Origin of the sequence: Mesorhizobium sp. LHD-90, from assembly GCF_030929505.1 — a bacterium.
GTDB lineage: Bacteria > Pseudomonadota > Alphaproteobacteria > Rhizobiales > Rhizobiaceae > Kumtagia.
Map to the genome: position 1 here is coordinate 1 of NZ_JAVFVV010000029.1, position 15,872 is coordinate 15,872.

The window sequence follows — 15,872 nt, forward strand, 5'->3', positions numbered from 1 at the left end:
CGGCTCGGGCTGGCGCTCGGCCGGCCGTGGCGCCGCCTGCGGCGCGGCGCGGCGCGGCGCGGGCTGCTCGGCCTTGTCCGAGACGTCCACCGTGCGCCCCGACTTGGCGACGATCTCGGACAGTTCCTTGAGCGCCTTGATCTGCTCGCCGACGGCGCGGCGGATCGCCGTGGTCGACTCCTTCGCCTCCTGCGGCATGTCGAGCACGCCCTTGCGCAGCTCGGCGCGGGTGGCGTCGAGATCGCCCTTGATCGAGCTGGCGGTGCGGCGCATCTCCTCGGTGGCGTCGGCGAAGCGTTTTGTCGCCGATTCCACCACGTCGGTGATTGCCGTGCGGATCTTGTCGGTGGAGGCCAGCGCCTTGCCCTCCGCCTTTTCCAGGGCGTTGCCGACGAGGTTTTCGAAGGATTTGATGATCGTCTCCAGGTCCTCCGACTTCTTGACCAGGCCGACCGCCAGATCCTCCAGCGTCGACTGGCGCTCCAGCGTGTGCTCGAGGTTGCCCTGCGCCGAGCTAAGCAGGTGCGAGGCGCTGGTGAGCAGACGGCTGTGCTCCTCGAAGCGGGTGGCGATGGAAGCCACCTCGCGCAAGGTTCCGGACGACAGTTCGGTGAGGCGGGTGGTGTTGGAATCGACCAGCCGCGCCGAGCTGGCGAAAGTCTGCGCCGCGCGTTCGGTGGTCGCGGCGAAGCGCTCGGTGGAGGCGCTGAGATCGCCGTCGACCTTGCCGAGGTTTTCCGCCGCCGCCTCGATCAACTTGCCGAGCTTCGCGCTCGACGCCGACATGCGGCCGATGAGCTCGGTCACGCCGCTGGCGAGGCTGTTGCGCGCGCCGTCGACGGCGGCAAGCGTTTCGGCGGTGCGATTGGCGAGCGCCTCGGCAAGCGCATTGTTCTCGGTGCGCAGCTTGTCGGCCGCCCGCTGCGAAGCGGTCTCGACGGTGCGCTCGAGATCGGCATGGGCGGCATTGAGCTTGTCGGCGATCGGCCGCGCGGTGTCGTCGAGGATGCGGGTGATCTCGACGGAGCGCTCGGCCATCAGCGCGTTGAGTTCGCGCGTGTTGGCAGCGATGGCGCGGGCTGCGTCGTTGGTGCTGTCGCCAATATGCTTGCCGACCGCGGTGAACGTGTCGGCGATGACGCCGGCGCGCGACACCAAATGTTCCTCGGCTTCCGAGACATGCTCGCCGATCCGCTGCCTGAGCGCCTCGGCGCTGCTCGCCATGCGGTTCTCGACGTCGATCATGGTGTTGCCGACGCGTAGCGTCGCCTCGTCGGCGCTGTTGGCGAACCGGCTCTCCGCATCGGCAAGTTTCGCCTCGACGAAGGAGGTGGCGGCTTCGGCGCCGGCCATGACCCGCTGGTCGACCGCCGCCAGCGCGCCCTCGATGGCGCGGGCGCGGCCTTCGAGTTCCTTCGAGGACTGGGCGACGCGCGCAACCACCCGCTGCTCGGCGGAGGCGAAGGCCTTGGCGACCTCATCGGCGCGCGCGCCGATGGCCGATGTGCTTTCGCCGACGCGGGCGGCAAAGCGCTCGTCGGCGCCCTTGAACACCTCGCCCATTTCCACCGCGCGTGCCGACAGCGCCTGAGCGGCGGCCTCGGTACGGGCGGCAAGCTGCTCGTCGGCGTTGCGGAAAACGTCGCCCATCGCGACGGCGCGCTCGGCGAGCGCATCGGCGGTCTGGTCGACGCGGGCGGCGATGCGCTGGTCCGCCGCCTCGAACACCCTTTCGAACTGGTCGGCGCGGCCGGCCAGCATGTCGGCGTTCTTCTCGATGCTGGACGCCAGGCGCTCGTCGGTCTCGTGGAACACACGGCCGATCTCGCTGGCGCGGGCGGCCAGCGTCGCCGCCGTCTCGCCGACACGCGCGGTAAGCCGCTGGTCTGCGTCCTCGAACACCGTGACGAGGTCGGTGGCGCGGGCGCCGAACGCCTGCGCGCCGCTTTCGATGCGATCGGCAAATTTCCGGTCCGCGCTGTCGAAGGCGGCATTCAGTTCCGCCGTGCGCGCATCGAACGCTTCCGCGCCCTTGACGAAGCGCAGGTCGAGCCGCTCGTCGACCGCGTCGAACAGGCGCGCGATCTCGGTGGCGCGGGCGCCGAGCGTTTCGGCCGACTGCGTGATGCGCTGGCCGATGCCGTCGTCGATCCGATCGAAATTCTGGCCGATCTCGCCGGCGCGGGCGGCCAGTGTCTCGGCCGTGGCGACGGCGCGCTCTACCAGCTTGCGGTCGGCTTCCTCGAAGTGCTGGGCGATCTCGGCGGCGCGCGCCGAAAGCGTGTCCGCCGTCTCGCCGGTGCGAGCGAGGATGCGCTGGTCTGCGTCGGCGAATACGCCGGCTATGTCCTCGGCGCGCGCGAGCAACGCCGCGGAGGTCTGCTCGGCCCGCTCGGCGATGCGCTTGTCAGCATCGGTGAAAGCATTGCCGGCCTCCTGATGCAATGCGGCGGTGATCTCCATCACCTTGTCGCGCAGCGAGGTGGCGACCGCGACGGCGCTGCCCTGCAGCGCCTGGCGAACATTCTCGACGCCGGCCGACAGCGCCCGCTCCATCGTACCGGTGCGCTCCTCGATGACGCCGGTCTGGCGGCTGAAGGCGCCTTCGATGCGCTCCACATCGGCGGCAAGCGCCTGCGAGATCAGGTCGCGCTTGCCGGCGATCGTGTCGATATGGGAGGAGACCTCGAGGTCGATGGCGCGGCGCGCGTCGACAAGCTTCTCCATGTCGACGTCGAGCGCCTGCGCCAGCCGCTGGCGGCCCTCGGCGAGCTTCTCCAGATGGCCGGCGACGATGGCGTCGATGCCGGCCCGGCTCTCGGCCACTTTCGCCAGATCGGCTTCCAGCGCATGCGCCAGCACCTCGCGGCCCTGGGCGATGGTGTCGGTCTGCGAATGTACCAACTGGTCGATGCTGCCGCGCACCTCCTCCAGCCTGGCGAGATCGGCTTCCAGTGCGCTGCCCAGTGTACCGCGGCCTTCGGCCAGCTTCTCCACATGCGCCTCGACCATGCGGTCGATGCTGGCGCGGGCCTCCGAAAGCTGGATCAGGTCGCTGTCCAGCGCCTGCTTCAGCACCGCGCGGCCTTCCGCCAGCTTCTCGATCTGTCCCTGCACGGCGAGGTCGATACCGCCACGGGTCTCGCCAAGCTTGGCGAGGTCGGTTTCCAGAGCGCGTCGCAGAATGTCGCGGCCCTCGGCCAGCTTTTCGACCTGCGCGGAAACGAGCTGGTCGATGGTCGCCCTGCTTTCGCCGAGCTTGGCGAGATCTTCGGCGAGCGACTTGCTGAGTTGGTCGCGGCCCTCGGCAAAGCGTTCGCCCTGGCTGGCGAGGACCTGGTCGATCATGCCGAGATCGCCCTGCAGCGCCTCGGTAAGGGCCGTGCGGCCCGCGGCGAGCTTCTCGACGTGGCCCTCGACCATACCGCCGATGCTCGACATGTCCTGTTCGAGCGCGCGCGACAGCACCTCGCGGCCGTCGGCCAGCTTGGCGATCTGGTCGCGTACGATGCCTTCCAGTCCGGCCATGTCGGTCTCGATTGCCTGGGCCAGCATGTCGCGGCCCTGCGAGATACGTTCGAGCTGCCTGGCGACGACCTGATCGAGCGCGTCGCGGCCGTCGCCGAGCTTCTTCAGGTCGGCGTCGAGCGCCCGCGCCAGCAGGCCGCGGCCCTCCGCCAGCTTGCCGATATGGCCGACGATGGTGGCGTCGAGCGTGCCGCGCGCTTCGGCCACCTTGCCGAGATCGGCTTCAAGCGCCTGGACGAGGAAGTTGCGGCCCTCGGTAAGGCGGCCGACCTGCGTCTGCACCAGCCCGTCGACCTCGTTGCGGGTATCGGCGAGCTTCTCAAGGTCGGCTTCCAGCGCGCGTTTCAGCGCGTCGCGGCCCTGCGCCAGCTTGTCGAAATGCGAATTGACGAGCGTGTCGATCTCGGCGCGCGCATCCTGGAGCTTGCCGAGATCATCCTCCAGCGCCCGGCTCAGCACGTTGCGGCCTTCGGTAAACTTGGACACCTGATCGATGACGAGACCGTCGATCGTCGCGCGGCTTTCGTCGAGCGCGGCGAGGTCGGCCTCCAGCGCGCGTTTCAACAGCTCGCGGCCCTCCGCCAGGTTGTCGACATGGCTGGCGGCGATGCTGTTGATCTCGGCCCGGCTTTCCAGCAGGCGGGCGAGATCGTCCTCCAGGGCGCGTTTCAGCATGTCGCGGCCCTCGGCCAGCCTTTCGACATGGCTCGCCGCGATGCTTTCGATCTCGGCGCGGCTGTCCGAGAGCTTCGCGAGATCGGCTTCCAGCGCCTGCCTGAGAACGTCGCGGCCTTCGGCCAGACGCTCGACATGGCTTGCAGCGATCGCATCGACGTCGGCGCGGCTGCCCTCGATGCTGGCCAGGTCGGAGGCCAGCGCGTCCTTGAGCAGGCTGCGGCCCTCCGCCAGCTTCTCGATATGGGCGGCGGCGAGGCCGTCGATCTCGGCGCGGCTCTCGGACAGTTTCGCCAGGTCGGCTTCCAGCGCGCGCTTGAGGATGTCGCGGCCCTCGGCGAGTTTTTCGACCTGCGCGGCGATGATGCCGTCGAGGCCTGCGCGGCTTTCGCCCAACTTGGCGAGATCGGCCTCCAGTGCCTGTTTCAACACTTCGCGGCCGGCGGCAAGGTGCTCGACATGGGTCTTGGCCATGCCGTCGAGTTCGATGCGGCGTTGCGACAGCTTCTCCATGTCGGCTTCGAAGACGCGGGCAAGCGCGTCGCGGCCTTCCGCCAGCCGCTCGACATGCATGGCGGCGATTCCATCGATCTCGACGCGGCTCTGCGAAAGTTTCGCGAGATCGGCTTCCAGCGCGCGCTTGAGGATGTCGCGGCCTTCGGCGAGCTTTTCCACCTGCGCGGCGACAATCCCGTCGATGCCGGCGCGGCTCTCGGTCAGCTTGGCGAGGTCGGCTTCCAGCGCCTCGGTGAACACGCTGCGGCCCTGGGCGAGTTTCTCTATATGGGCGGCCGAGACGCTCTCCAGCTTGGCCAGGTCCTCGTGGAGGTTGCGCGCCAGCAATTCGCGGCCTTCCGCCAGCTTCTCGACATGAGTTGCTGCGATGCCGTCGATCTCGGCACGGCTCTGCGCCAGCTTGGCAAGGTCGGCTTCCAGAGCATTGGCGAGCAGGCTGCGGTTTTCGGCCAGTTTGTCGGCATGAGCGACGGCGAAGCCGTCGAGCTTGCCAAGATCGTCCTCCAGCGCTCGGGCGAGCACGGCGCGGCCCTCGGCCAGCTTCTCGACATGGGCAGTGGCGATGCCGTCGATCTCGGCGCGGCTTTCGGCCAGCTTGGCGACGTCCTCTTCGAGCGCGCGGGCGAGCAAGGCACGGCCTTCCGCCAGTTTCTCGACATGGGTCGCTGCGATGCCGTCGATCTCGGCGCGGCCCTGGGCAAGTTTGGCGAGATCGTCTTCCAGCGCATGCGCCAGCAGGCTGCGGCCTTCGGCCAGCCTTTCGCCATGGGTCGCGGCGATGCCTTCCAGCTTGGCGAGATCCTCGTCCAGCGCGCGCGCCAGCAGGGCGCGGCCTTCGGCCAGCTTCTCGATATGCGTGGCGGCGATGCCGTCGATCTCGGCGCGGCTTTCCGACACTTTCACCAGGTCGGCCTCGAGAGCGCGCTTCAGGATGTCGCGGCCTTCGGCCAGCTTCTCCACCTGTGCGGCCACCAGACCGTCTATGCCGGAGCGGCTTTCGGCGAGTTTCGCAAGGTCGTCCTCCAGCGCCTGCCTGAGCAAGGCGCGGCCTTCGGCGAGCTTGTCGACCTGGGTGACGGCGAGGCCGTCGATCTCGGCGCGGCTCTGCGACAACCGCTCCAGATCGGCCTCCAGTGCGCGCTTCAGGATGTCGCGGCCTTCGGCAAGCTTCTCCACCTGCGCGGCGACCAGGCCGTCGATGCCGCTGCGGCTTTCGTCGAGCCGGCCGAGGTCCTCGGCAAGCCGCCTGGACAGGAGGTCACGGCCCTCGTCGAATTTCCGCGACTGGGAATCGACGGCCGCATGCAAATGGGCGATGTCGCTCTCGAGCGCCGCCGTCAGCACGCCGCGGCCTTCGACCAGCTTGCCAACATGTTTCTCGATCATGGCGTCGATCGCCGTCATGTCGGAGGCAAAGGCCTTGCCGAGGGCCTCGCGGCCTTCAGCCAAGCGGCCGGACTGGCCGGCCAGCATGCCCTCGATGTCGGCCATCTCGGTTTCGAGCGCCCGCGACAGGATGCGCCGTCCTTCGGCCAGCCGGTCGAGATGGCCGGAGACCATGGAATCGATGCTCTCCATGTCGGCTTCCAACGCCTTGGACAACACGGTGCGGCCAAGCTCGATCTTCTCGGCCTGGCTGGCGACCAGCCCGTCGATGGCGCCGACGTCGCTTTCAAGCGCCTTGCTGAGGGAGAGCCGGCTTTCGGCGATGCGGCCGAGTTGCCCGTCGACCAGCGTCTCGACACCCGCCATGTCGCCGAGCAGCGACTGCGACAGCGAGCGGCTGCCGGTGGCGATCCTGTCCAGGTGGCCGGCGACGGCCGTCTCGATGCCGCCGAGATCGTTCTGGAGGGCATCCATGAGGCCGCGGCGGCTGTTCTCGATCTTCTCGACCTGCGCGGCGACGATGGTGTCGAGGCTGCCGATGTCGTCGTCGAGCGCGCGGCTGAGCGCGCCGCGCGTCTCGGCGATGCGCGCCGTCTGCGCCGTGACGATGGATTCGAGGCGCTCGACATCCTTGTCGAAGGCCTGGGACAGGGCGGTGCGGCCCTCGGTGAATTTTTCGGCCTGCGCGGCGACCATGCCGTCGATGACCGAGGCGTCGGCCTCGAGCGCCCGCGACAGGATATGGCGGCCCTCGGTGAGCTTGGCGACATGCGAGGTGACCATCTCGTCGATGCCGATGCGGCTCTGGGCCAGCTTGACCGCATCCTCCTGCAGCGCCTTGTCGAGGCTGTCGCGGCCCTCGGCGATCTTGCGCAACTGTTCGCCGAGCGACAGGTCGATCAGCGTACGCGATTCATCGATGCGGCGCAGATCGTCCTCGACCGCCTTGGCGATCGCCTCGCGGCCCTCGGCGAGTTTCTGGACCTGGAGCTCGACCGCCTGCTCGATCTCGCCGCGGCTGAGCGTAAAACGCTCGAAATCGGCGCGCAGCAGACCGCTCATGCGCTCGCCGCTCTCGGTCAGCTTTCGCGACTGCTCCCCGACGGCCTCGTCCAGCCCCTGGCGGGCGGCCGACAGTTTTCCGAGGTCTGCGTCGAAGGATTGCGAGGCGAGGTGACGGGCCTCCTCGAGGCGGCCGGCGAAGTCGGCGGCGCGCGCTTCCAGCATCGACGTGGTCGAGGTGACGAGCTCGGCCATCTCGGCGTTCAGCTTCAGCTTGCCGTCGTCGAACAGGTCGGAAAGCTGCTGGCGGCCGCCGGTGAAGGTGGCGGCGATCTCGCTGGCGCGTTCGACCAGGCTGTCGTTGATCTGGCGGGCGCGCGCCTCCAACGCAGCGTTGAGCTTTTCTGTGCCAGTGTCGAGCGCCTCGGCGCGGGTCTGGAACTCGCCGATCAGGCTCTGGCCGCGTTCGGCCAGCGTGCGCTCGATCGCCTTCAGGCTGGTGTCGAACTCCTCGTTGAGCGAGCGTGCCGCGCCGCCGAGCAGGGAAACCATGCCCGACGTGCGCTCGTCGAGCATGTCGGTGAGCGAGCGGGTGACGTCGTCGGAGGTCTGCTGGAGGGTGGCGATGCGGGTGTCGAGCAGGCTGGCAAAAGCCTCGCCAGAGGTGGTGATGCGGTCGCTGAGCGTGTCGAGGCGGCTGCCGATCGAATCGAAGATCGAATTGCCGCTGTCATGGATGCGGTCGATCAGCGCGTCGCCGGAATTGGTGATGGTCATCGTCAGCTTGGTCGACGCGCCGAGGATGCTGTCGCGGATGACGTCGCTGGCCGAGCTGAGCTGGTCTTTCAGCGTCTCGTTGGCGCCGGTGATGGAGGCGCGGACGCGCTCTGCGTGGGTGACCACCGCCTCGCGCTCGCTGCCGAGGCCGTCGACGAGGGCGCGGATGCGCGCCTGGTTCTCGGAATAGGAGCGTTCGAGCTGATTGACTTCGGTGTGGACCAGCGTTTCAAGCTCGACGGCGCGCGCCAAAGTGCGCTCGATGCCTTCGCCCATGGCGGCGACTTCGCGGCGTACCGCCTGGCCGACGGTCATGATGCGGTTCTGCGCCATGCCCTCGGGCTCGGCCAGCCGCGCGGCGACCTCGGCGATGCCTTGCGCGGCGATGCGCATGTCCTGGGCGCGGCGGATCATCACGGCAAAGGCCCAGAACAGGATGAGCGGGGTGAGCGTGATGATGGCGACAAGCAGAACCAGCGGCTGGTCCAGCACGGTGCGCGCCGAGAATTCCTGGAGAATTTCCGGGCCGACCAGCAGGTAGCCCAACATCAGCCCGCCGGCGATCCACAGAAGCGAAAGCACGGCGACCGCCCAATAGATGGCCGACGAGGAGCGGCGCGCCAGCTTCTGCAGCATCAGCCGGGATTCGCGCACGGTGTCGTCATTGGCGGGAGCGAGCGACACCGGCGCCGGATCGGCGGCCGGGCGCAGGCCCAGCGACGAAGGCTTGACGTCGATGTCGATCTCGTCATTGGCGGCAGGGGGCGGGGTCGAGGGCGTCTCGCTCAGGAGCGGCGGGTCCCGCGTCTCGCGCGACAGTTCCTCGGCCGCCTTGGAAATCTGCGCCTCCAGGTCTTCCATGGAGGCTGCTATGTCGAGATCGCCGCCATCGCTGATGAGGTCGCGATCCAGCGCTTTCTCCAGCTCCTTTGCGACATCGTTGTCCAGAGTCTTCGATGTCGTCGGTGCCTTAGCCATGCCGCTACTACCCTGTACCAATGCCGCAATGCCGGTCGAGTGTCGCGGAGAAGCCCCCGCAAAGTGGGCCCATTATGAGCCCGGCGTATCGTATCCAGCGGGTCCGGTAAAGAAAACTTGAATCCCGCCAAATGCGTAAAAGTTTAAACATAGGGTTAACGCTACCGCCCGTTGGGGCGGCAAATTGAGCCAATTTTTTGGCCATTTTTGCGATTAACGCGTTATCCACATCATATCGATAGGCTGCCGGGTCGGTCCGCAGCGCAGGGGTCAATCCAGCATGCTTGAGAACAAGGACAAAGCCGTCGCCTACTCGATGCCCGGCGGCGAGACATCGGGGATGGCGCGGCACAGGCCGATCGACATGGCGCATCTGGCGCGCCAGACCATGGGCGACCGGGCGCTGGAGCAGGAGGTGCTCGGCATGTTCGTCAATCAAAGCAGGTTGGTGCAGGACCAGATCGCCCATGCCGGACCGGAGGAATGCCAAAGGCTGGCGCACGGGCTGCGAGGCGCGGCCGCCGGCGTCGGCGCTTTCGCCATCGCCGACTGCGCGTCGGAGATCGAGGCCGACCCGCGGGACGCGCAAGCCAAGCGCAAATTGGCCAAGCTGATCGAGGAGGCGCGCGACTTCGTCGCAGCCATCTGCCGCTAAGCCGGGCGCCGCTCGAAGGCGGAATTCCTGCGAAACCGGGTGGACCGCAGGATTCCGCAGGCTGGCAGCGGCGCCGCGCTGTTGACTCGCGCCCAACAGTGATTATGTCGGCGGAGCAAGGCACTCCCGGAATATATGATGACCAAGCTGACTTACATGGCCTTCGACGGCACGCGCTTCGAGGTCGATGCCGAGAACGGCTCGACGGTGATGGAGAACGCGATCCGCAACGCCGTTCCCGGCATCGAAGCCGAATGCGGCGGCGCCTGCGCCTGCGCCACCTGCCACGTCTATGTCGACGAGGCTTGGACCGACATCGTCGGCGAGCCGGAGTCGATGGAAGAGGACATGTTGGACTTCGCCTACGACGTCCGCCCGAACTCGCGGCTGTCGTGCCAGATCAAGGTGCGCAGCGAATTGGACGGGCTTGTCGTCACCGTCCCGGAAAGGCAAGGTTAGGTCCATCAGCAATCTGCTCCGGCCACTGCCGCGCCGGAGCGCGATATCGGCGGACAGGTGCGCCAGCCCGCGAAGGAGCAGCCAATGCCAGAGCCGACCCGCACCGACGTCCTGATCATCGGGGCAGGGCCGGTCGGCCTGTTCGCCGTGTTCGAACTCGGCCTGTTCGACATGAAATGCCATCTGATCGACATCCTCGACCGGCCGGGCGGCCAGTGCGCGGAACTCTATCCGGAAAAGCCGATCTACGACATTCCCGGCTATCCGATCATCACGGCCCAGGGATTGGTCGACCGGCTCATGGAGCAGATCGCCCCGTTCAAGCCCGGCTTCACCTTCAATCGCATGGTCACCGGGTTGGAAAAGCTCGAGGACGGCGGATTTCGCGTCGTCACGGACGAGAACGAGGTGTTCGAGGCGAAGGTCGTGGTGATCGCGGCCGGCGGCGGCTCGTTCCAGCCAAAACGTCCGCCAATCCCCGGCATCGAGGCGTTCGAGGGAGAAAGTGTCTTCTATTCGGTGCGCCGCATGGAAGAGTTCCGCGGCCACGACGTGATGATCGTAGGCGGCGGCGATTCGGCGCTGGACTGGACGCTCAACCTGCAGCCGCTGGCCAAAAGCGTGACCCTGGTCCACCGGCGGCCGGAGTTCCGCGCCGCACCCGACAGTGTCAACAAGATGTACGCGCTGCAGGAGATGAAGCAACTGGAGTTTCTGGTCGGCCAGGTGACCGGGCTGAAGGGCGCCGACGGAAAACTCGCGTCCGCGACGGTCAAAGGCCCCGACGGCGACGTCGAGGTGCCGTGCACGCGCATGCTGCCTTTCTTCGGCCTGACCATGAAACTCGGGCCGATCGCCGAATGGGGGCTGAACCTGCACGAGAACCTCATTCCGGTGGATACCGAAAAGTTCGAGACCTCGGTGCCGGGCATTTTCGCGATCGGCGACATCAACTGGTATCCGGGCAAGCTGAAGCTGATCCTGTCGGGTTTCCACGAGGTGGCGCTGATGGCGCAGGCGGCCAAGCGCATCGTCAGCCCCGGCGAGCGGGTCGTGTTCCAGTACACGACTTCCTCGACCAGCCTGCAGAAGAAGCTTGGCGTCGCGTGAGATCGGCGCGGTGACGCGCCGGCATTAACGCTCAGTTCGTCTTGGCCGCCCGGTCGCGGGCTTTGGTCTGCTGCAGCCGATAGAGCATCAGGCGGACCATCCGGCTTTCGAAATTGACGGATTCGACGCGGTCGAAATAGTCCTGCGCCTTTTCCAGTCGGGCCAGAACCTGAGCCATGGTGGCCTTGGAGCGTTCGGCGGCCTGCTTGCAATCGGGAGCGACGATCGTGACGAGCTTTTCCTCCAGCGCGCGGGCATGATTCTTGGCAATGATGATGTGGCTTTCTTCGTGCCGCTTGATGTCCGCGCGCAGCGTGTCCCAGAACAGGCGGACGTCGTTGTCTACGCCCTTCGGCTGGCGCCATTTCGGCAGGATGACCGTCGCCTTCACACTGACGTCGGCCTTGACGATTTCACAGCGGCCTGGCTCTTCCTTGTAGCGGATGCGCATGGAGAACTTCATACGGGTGGCGCCGGGGTGGCGCTGGCCGGAGCTTTCGACCTTCGGCCCGAACTTCAACAGTTCCTGCTCGATCTCCTCGAGTGTGCCGCCGGTGACCGGAAAATAGCTGTAAGCGCGGGAAACGGTCGCGGCGGACGCCGCCGACATCGTCAGCGCGAAAAGTGCAGTCGCCGCAAGGATTTTCGTGAGCATGTCGCCTCTGGGCTCGATCTGCGTTAGAGCGTTTCTTGCTTGGATTGAACCATTCTGCCGGCGATGGTTTGGGACAAGGTCGAGGGCTTCGTCGAAGTTCGGGCTGGTGGCCCGGACGAGACGAAGCCCGATGGATTTGTCCCAAACCAGCCCGGCCCTTCGGGTTTGCGTTTGGCGGGCGCCCACTTCGTCAGGCCGCTTGCCCGGGCAACCAGCCCGATCTGCGCGGCCTTCCTTGTGGATCGCCTCGCCAAACGGCAAACAGAATGATTCAATCTGAGCAAGAAACGCTCTAACTCTCCCCGGGCACGCCGGAAGTCGAAACACAGGATGTAGGCCAATATATGCCCGGGGTTAAGACATGCCTGCATCGGCGGGGACCAAGTCGCGCAAAGGTCGCAATTGGAGCGGCCGTGTGGCGCCGCTGCCACTATTGCTGTCGAAGGCGCGTCGGCGCCGGATCGACAACAGGACGGAGGTGAGGCGTGCCTGACCATGCAAGCGAGTGCGTCTATCTCAGCCTCGGCGGAAATCTGGGCGACCCCGCGCGCGCCATGGGCGAGGCCTTGCGCCTGCTCGACGCCGAGCCGAGTACGAAGGTGGTCGCCGTGTCCGCTCTCTACCGGACGCCGCCCTGGGGAAAACTCGACCAGCCGGATTTCCTGAACATCGCCGCGGCGGTCGAGACGGACAAGACGCCGCGCGCCTTCCTCGATCTCTGCCTCGACGTCGAACGGCGGCTGAAACGCGAGCGCCGTGAACGCTGGGGACCGCGGCTGATCGACATCGACATCTTGATGTTCGGCCGGCGCCGGGTGAGCGAGCCCGGTCTCGACCTGCCGCATCCGCGCATGACCGAACGCGCCTTCGTGCTCGTTCCGCTCGCCGAGATTGCCCCTGATCTGGAGATAGCCGGCCAACCGGCGGGGGAATGGCTGCGGGCGCTCGACGTTTCGGACATCGAGCGCCAGCCCTCGGGCCGCGACTGGTGGAAGGCGCAGGCCGCGGGATAACCGAGGGTTCAGCCGGCAAAGCCGCCGTCGTCCAAATACTTCTGCTCCTCCGGCGTCGTATCCCGGCCAAGGATCGCATTGCGGTGCGGAAACCGGCTGAACTTCGCGACGATGTCGCGGTGGCGCCGGGCATGTTTGGCGTATTCCTCGCCGATGAGCGATTGCAGGCGAACGGCTTCCTCCTGGTCGGCCAGATCCTCGGAATGCGAAAACGGCAGGTAGAAGAAGACGCGGACCGGGCCGTCGAAGGCACGGTCGTATCCGGCGGCGACCGCTTTGCGGGCTATGCGGCGGGCGTGCGGATCGGTCGCGTACATGTGCGCGGTGCTGCGAAAGCAGTTGCGCGGGAACTGGTCGAGAAGGATCAGAAGGGCGAGCGCGCCCTCCGCGCTTTCGGTCCAGCCGTCGAGGTCGCCGCGCGCGGCCGCCTCATGGGTTTCCAGGAATTTTTCGCGGAAGGCGGTATCGAAATCGTCATTCTTCTCGAACCACTTTTCCTGTCCGGCATCGCGCCAGAAATCCACGACCTCCCGCTGCGTGGCGATCATCGAGGTTCTCCTTGCCGCTCTTGCGTCGTACCCTGCGCCAGTATGTCGGCGGTTTCGGGGGTCATGGCCTGGCCGGGCCGTCTTGGTGGCGCCAGCGGCGCCGGAACAGGGGCATTGCCCTTCATCAGGCCGCGCCCGGCCTGCAGACCGCCGGAGATCTGCAATTCCAGACGCTCGGCGTCGCGGCGGCGCACGTCCTCCAGGACTTCAGCGACATCGTCCGCCTCGGTGCCCAGTGTGCGCAGCGCCTCGCCGCCCAGCGTGAGCGCCGATTCGAAGGTCTCGCGCACCTGGTGGCGGACGCCGGCCTTGATCAGCGAGATGGTAGTGCCGCGGTCATAGGCGCGGGCCAGCACCGGGACCATGGGGACTTCCGATCTGAGCAGCTCGGCGATGCGGATCGCGGTGTCGCCCTTGTCGACGCAGACGAGGACGGCGCGGGCCCGGTGCGCGCCGGCAGCATGCAATATGTCGAGGCGGGCGCCGTCCCCGTAATAGACCTTGAAGCCGAAATCGGCCGCCGCCTGGATCATCTCGACATCGTTGTCGATGATGGAAACGTCGATGCCGCGCAACAGCAGCGGCTGGCTGACGATCTGGCCGAAGCGGCCGAAGCCTATGATCAACACGCTGCCGGTCAACCCGTCGGCGATGTCGATCCCCTCCAGCGACTGCGTTTCGCGCGGCGTCAGGCGGCGCAGGGCGATGATGGCGAAGGGCGTGAGCACCATCGAGACGATGATGATCGCGGTTAGTACGGCGCTTTCGTTGGCGCTGATGATGCCTTCCGAAAAGGCGGCGGCATAAAGCACGAAGGCGAACTCGCCGCCCTGCGCCATCAGCACGGCCCGCTCCAGCCCCTCGCGGTGGCCGGAGCCGAGCAGCCGCGCCACGACATAGATGCCGAGCGCCTTCATGACCATGTAGGCGACGACGTAGAAGGCGACGAGCCGCCATTCCTGCCACACCACGGCCAGGTCGAGCGACATGCCGACGGCGATGAAGAACAGGCCGAGCAGGATGCCGCGGAACGGCTCGACGTCGGCTTCCAACTGGTGCTTGAAGGTGGATTCCGACAGAAGGACGCCGGCGATGAAGGCGCCCATCGCCATCGACAGGCCGCCGAGTTGCAGAGCGAGCGCGGCGCCCAGCACGACCAGGAGGGCGGCGGCGGTCATCACCTCGCGCGCCCGCGATTCGGCAAGGATTCGGAAGATGGGGTTGAGCAGGTAGCGGCCGGCGACGATCAGGCCGGCGATCGAGCCGATGCCGATCAGGACGCCGGTAAATCTCTCTGTCCAGGTCAGGTGCTCGCCGCCCGGAGCCAGGAAGGCGACGAGCGCCAGCAGCGGCACGATCGCCAGATCCTCCAGGAGCAGCACCGAGATGATCCGCTGACCCTTCGGCGTGGAAAGGTCGCCGCGCTCCTCGAGCAGTTGCATGACGATTGCCGTGGAGGTGAGCACGAAACCGGCGCCGGCCACGAAGGAAGCGGCGACCGGAAAGCCGGTCAGGATGCCGACCAGCGTCAGCAGCAGCGCGCAGAGGCCGACCTGAAAGACGCCGAGCCCGAAGATCTCGTGCCGCAGGTTCCACAGCCGCGACGGCTCCATTTCCAGGCCGATGATGAACAGGAACATCACCACGCCGAGTTCGGCGATGTGCAGGATGGCTTCCGATTCGTAGAAGATGCCGAGGCCGAACGGGCCGATGACAATGCCGGCTGCGAGATAGCCGAGGATAGAGCCCAGACCGATCCGTTTGAAGATCGGCACGGCGACAACGCCGGCCGCCAGCAGCGCCACCACTTGCACAAGATCGCTGCCCGCACCTTCAACCGCCATACGTCCGTTCCTGTCCTGGGTGCGCGGGCCGTCCGGCCCAGATCAGCACTCACGATAGGGGGTAGGCTTCCGCTCTGCCAGAGGCGAATGGGCGAAGGAGGGTTGCGTGGGGCGGGACGGTCAGTCGATCGAGCCGACGGCGGTGGTGTCGACGCGCTTCAGGCTCATGCCGATGACCGGCACCAGTTGCTTGTCGACACGCACCGAGACGGTGACGTTCATGGTGTTTTCGCCGGCAAGCTTGGCCTGCATGATGCCGTTGAGCTGCTTGCGGTTGATGGCAAGCACGACCTTCTGGCCGCTTTCGACGACATTGCCCGAGATGATGTCGAGGCCCTTACCCTCGGCGCCGTCGAGAAACGTGCCCTGGTAGCGGCCGGCCTTGTGCTCGATCGAGGCCCTCATCTTCTGGTTGAACACGCCGACCCGGCATCCGCCGTCCAACGTCATGCCGGTCTTCTTGTTGCCGGGCGTGGTGCCTTCGAAGGTGCAGTTGAACTTGGTGCCCTTGTATTTGCCGGCGACGATCTCGCCTGGCCCGGTCCAGTTGCCCTCGACCGATTCGAAGAACTTCTTGTCGCGTTCGGCGGCGGAAGCACCGGCCGCGGGTATGACAGCGGCAGCCGCCGCGAGGATCATCGAGACGGCGGAGAAAGACACGAACTTCATCGGGAAACGTCCACGCACCAGAGCTGCTTTACTGGCACCGACCATGAAGAAGAATGG

The 15,872-nt window shown here is 66.7% G+C and carries 9 protein-coding genes; 4 read left to right on the forward strand and 5 right to left on the reverse strand.

From position 1 onward, the window contains the following. Nucleotides 1-8,862, reverse strand: an 8,862-nt coding sequence (locus RB623_RS27585) for a hypothetical protein (protein WP_308060334.1), incomplete at its 3' end; no start/stop codon positions are given. A gap of 280 nt (nt 8,863-9,142) precedes the next feature. Here RB623_RS27585 and RB623_RS27590 point away from each other — a divergent pair. The 3 genes from RB623_RS27590 to RB623_RS27600 all read left to right on the forward strand — a co-directional run bounded on the left by RB623_RS27590 (nt 9,143) and on the right by RB623_RS27600 (nt 11,086). Next, nucleotides 9,143-9,517: an Hpt domain-containing protein gene (locus RB623_RS27590; protein WP_308060335.1), complete on the forward strand. Its 375-nt coding sequence runs from the start codon at nt 9,143-9,145 to the stop codon at nt 9,515-9,517. Nucleotides 9,518-9,655: 138 nt separating this feature from the next. Next, nucleotides 9,656-9,976, forward strand: a complete 321-nt coding sequence (locus tag RB623_RS27595) for a 2Fe-2S iron-sulfur cluster-binding protein (RefSeq protein ID WP_308060336.1) — start codon at nt 9,656-9,658, stop codon at nt 9,974-9,976. 84 nt (nt 9,977-10,060) lie between these two features. Then, complete coding sequence (locus RB623_RS27600) at nt 10,061-11,086, forward strand: NAD(P)/FAD-dependent oxidoreductase (RefSeq protein WP_308060337.1); 1,026 nt, start codon at nt 10,061-10,063, stop codon at nt 11,084-11,086. 31 nt (nt 11,087-11,117) lie between these two features. On the opposite strand, the gene RB623_RS27605 is transcribed toward RB623_RS27600, so the two are convergent. After that, complete coding sequence (locus tag RB623_RS27605; RefSeq protein WP_308060338.1) at nt 11,118-12,002, reverse strand: DUF922 domain-containing protein; 885 nt, start codon at nt 12,000-12,002, stop codon at nt 11,118-11,120. A 224-nt stretch (nt 12,003-12,226) separates the two neighbouring features. On the opposite strand from RB623_RS27605, the gene folK reads away from it, so the two are divergent. Beyond that, nucleotides 12,227-12,754 (forward strand): 2-amino-4-hydroxy-6-hydroxymethyldihydropteridine diphosphokinase, encoded by a 528-nt coding sequence (folK, locus tag RB623_RS27610; protein WP_308060339.1) that lies wholly within the window; start codon nt 12,227-12,229, stop codon nt 12,752-12,754. Between the two features lie 8 nt (nt 12,755-12,762). Here the strand turns inward: folK and RB623_RS27615 are convergent, their stop codons facing one another. From RB623_RS27615 to RB623_RS27625, 3 genes are all read right to left on the reverse strand, one after another. Next, entirely contained in the window at nt 12,763-13,302 is a 540-nt protein-coding gene (locus RB623_RS27615; RefSeq protein ID WP_308060340.1) for a DUF924 family protein, read from the reverse strand. Next, nucleotides 13,299-15,146: a monovalent cation:proton antiporter-2 (CPA2) family protein gene (locus RB623_RS27620; protein WP_308060341.1), complete on the reverse strand. Its 1,848-nt coding sequence runs from the start codon at nt 15,144-15,146 to the stop codon at nt 13,299-13,301. The genes RB623_RS27615 and RB623_RS27620 overlap by 4 nt, the downstream gene beginning before the upstream one ends. 120 nt (nt 15,147-15,266) lie before the next feature. After that, nucleotides 15,267-15,815, reverse strand: a complete 549-nt coding sequence (locus tag RB623_RS27625) for a hypothetical protein (protein WP_308060342.1) — start codon at nt 15,813-15,815, stop codon at nt 15,267-15,269. Nucleotides 15,816-15,872 lie beyond the last annotated feature (57 nt).

Excerpts from the sequence above, each read along its gene's own strand:
- RB623_RS27590 (WP_308060335.1), top strand. The coding sequence starts at position 9,143 with ATGCTTGAGAACAAGGACAAAGCCGTCGCCTACTCGATGCCCGGCGGC.
- RB623_RS27595 (WP_308060336.1), top strand. The coding sequence starts at position 9,656 with ATGACCAAGCTGACTTACATGGCCTTCGACGGCACGCGCTTCGAGGTC.
- RB623_RS27600 (WP_308060337.1), top strand. The coding sequence starts at position 10,061 with ATGCCAGAGCCGACCCGCACCGACGTCCTGATCATCGGGGCAGGGCCG.
- RB623_RS27615 (WP_308060340.1), bottom strand. The coding sequence starts at position 13,302 with ATGATCGCCACGCAGCGGGAGGTCGTGGATTTCTGGCGCGATGCCGGA.
- RB623_RS27620 (WP_308060341.1), bottom strand. The coding sequence starts at position 15,146 with ATGGCGGTTGAAGGTGCGGGCAGCGATCTTGTGCAAGTGGTGGCGCTG.
- RB623_RS27625 (WP_308060342.1), bottom strand. The coding sequence starts at position 15,815 with ATGAAGTTCGTGTCTTTCTCCGCCGTCTCGATGATCCTCGCGGCGGCT.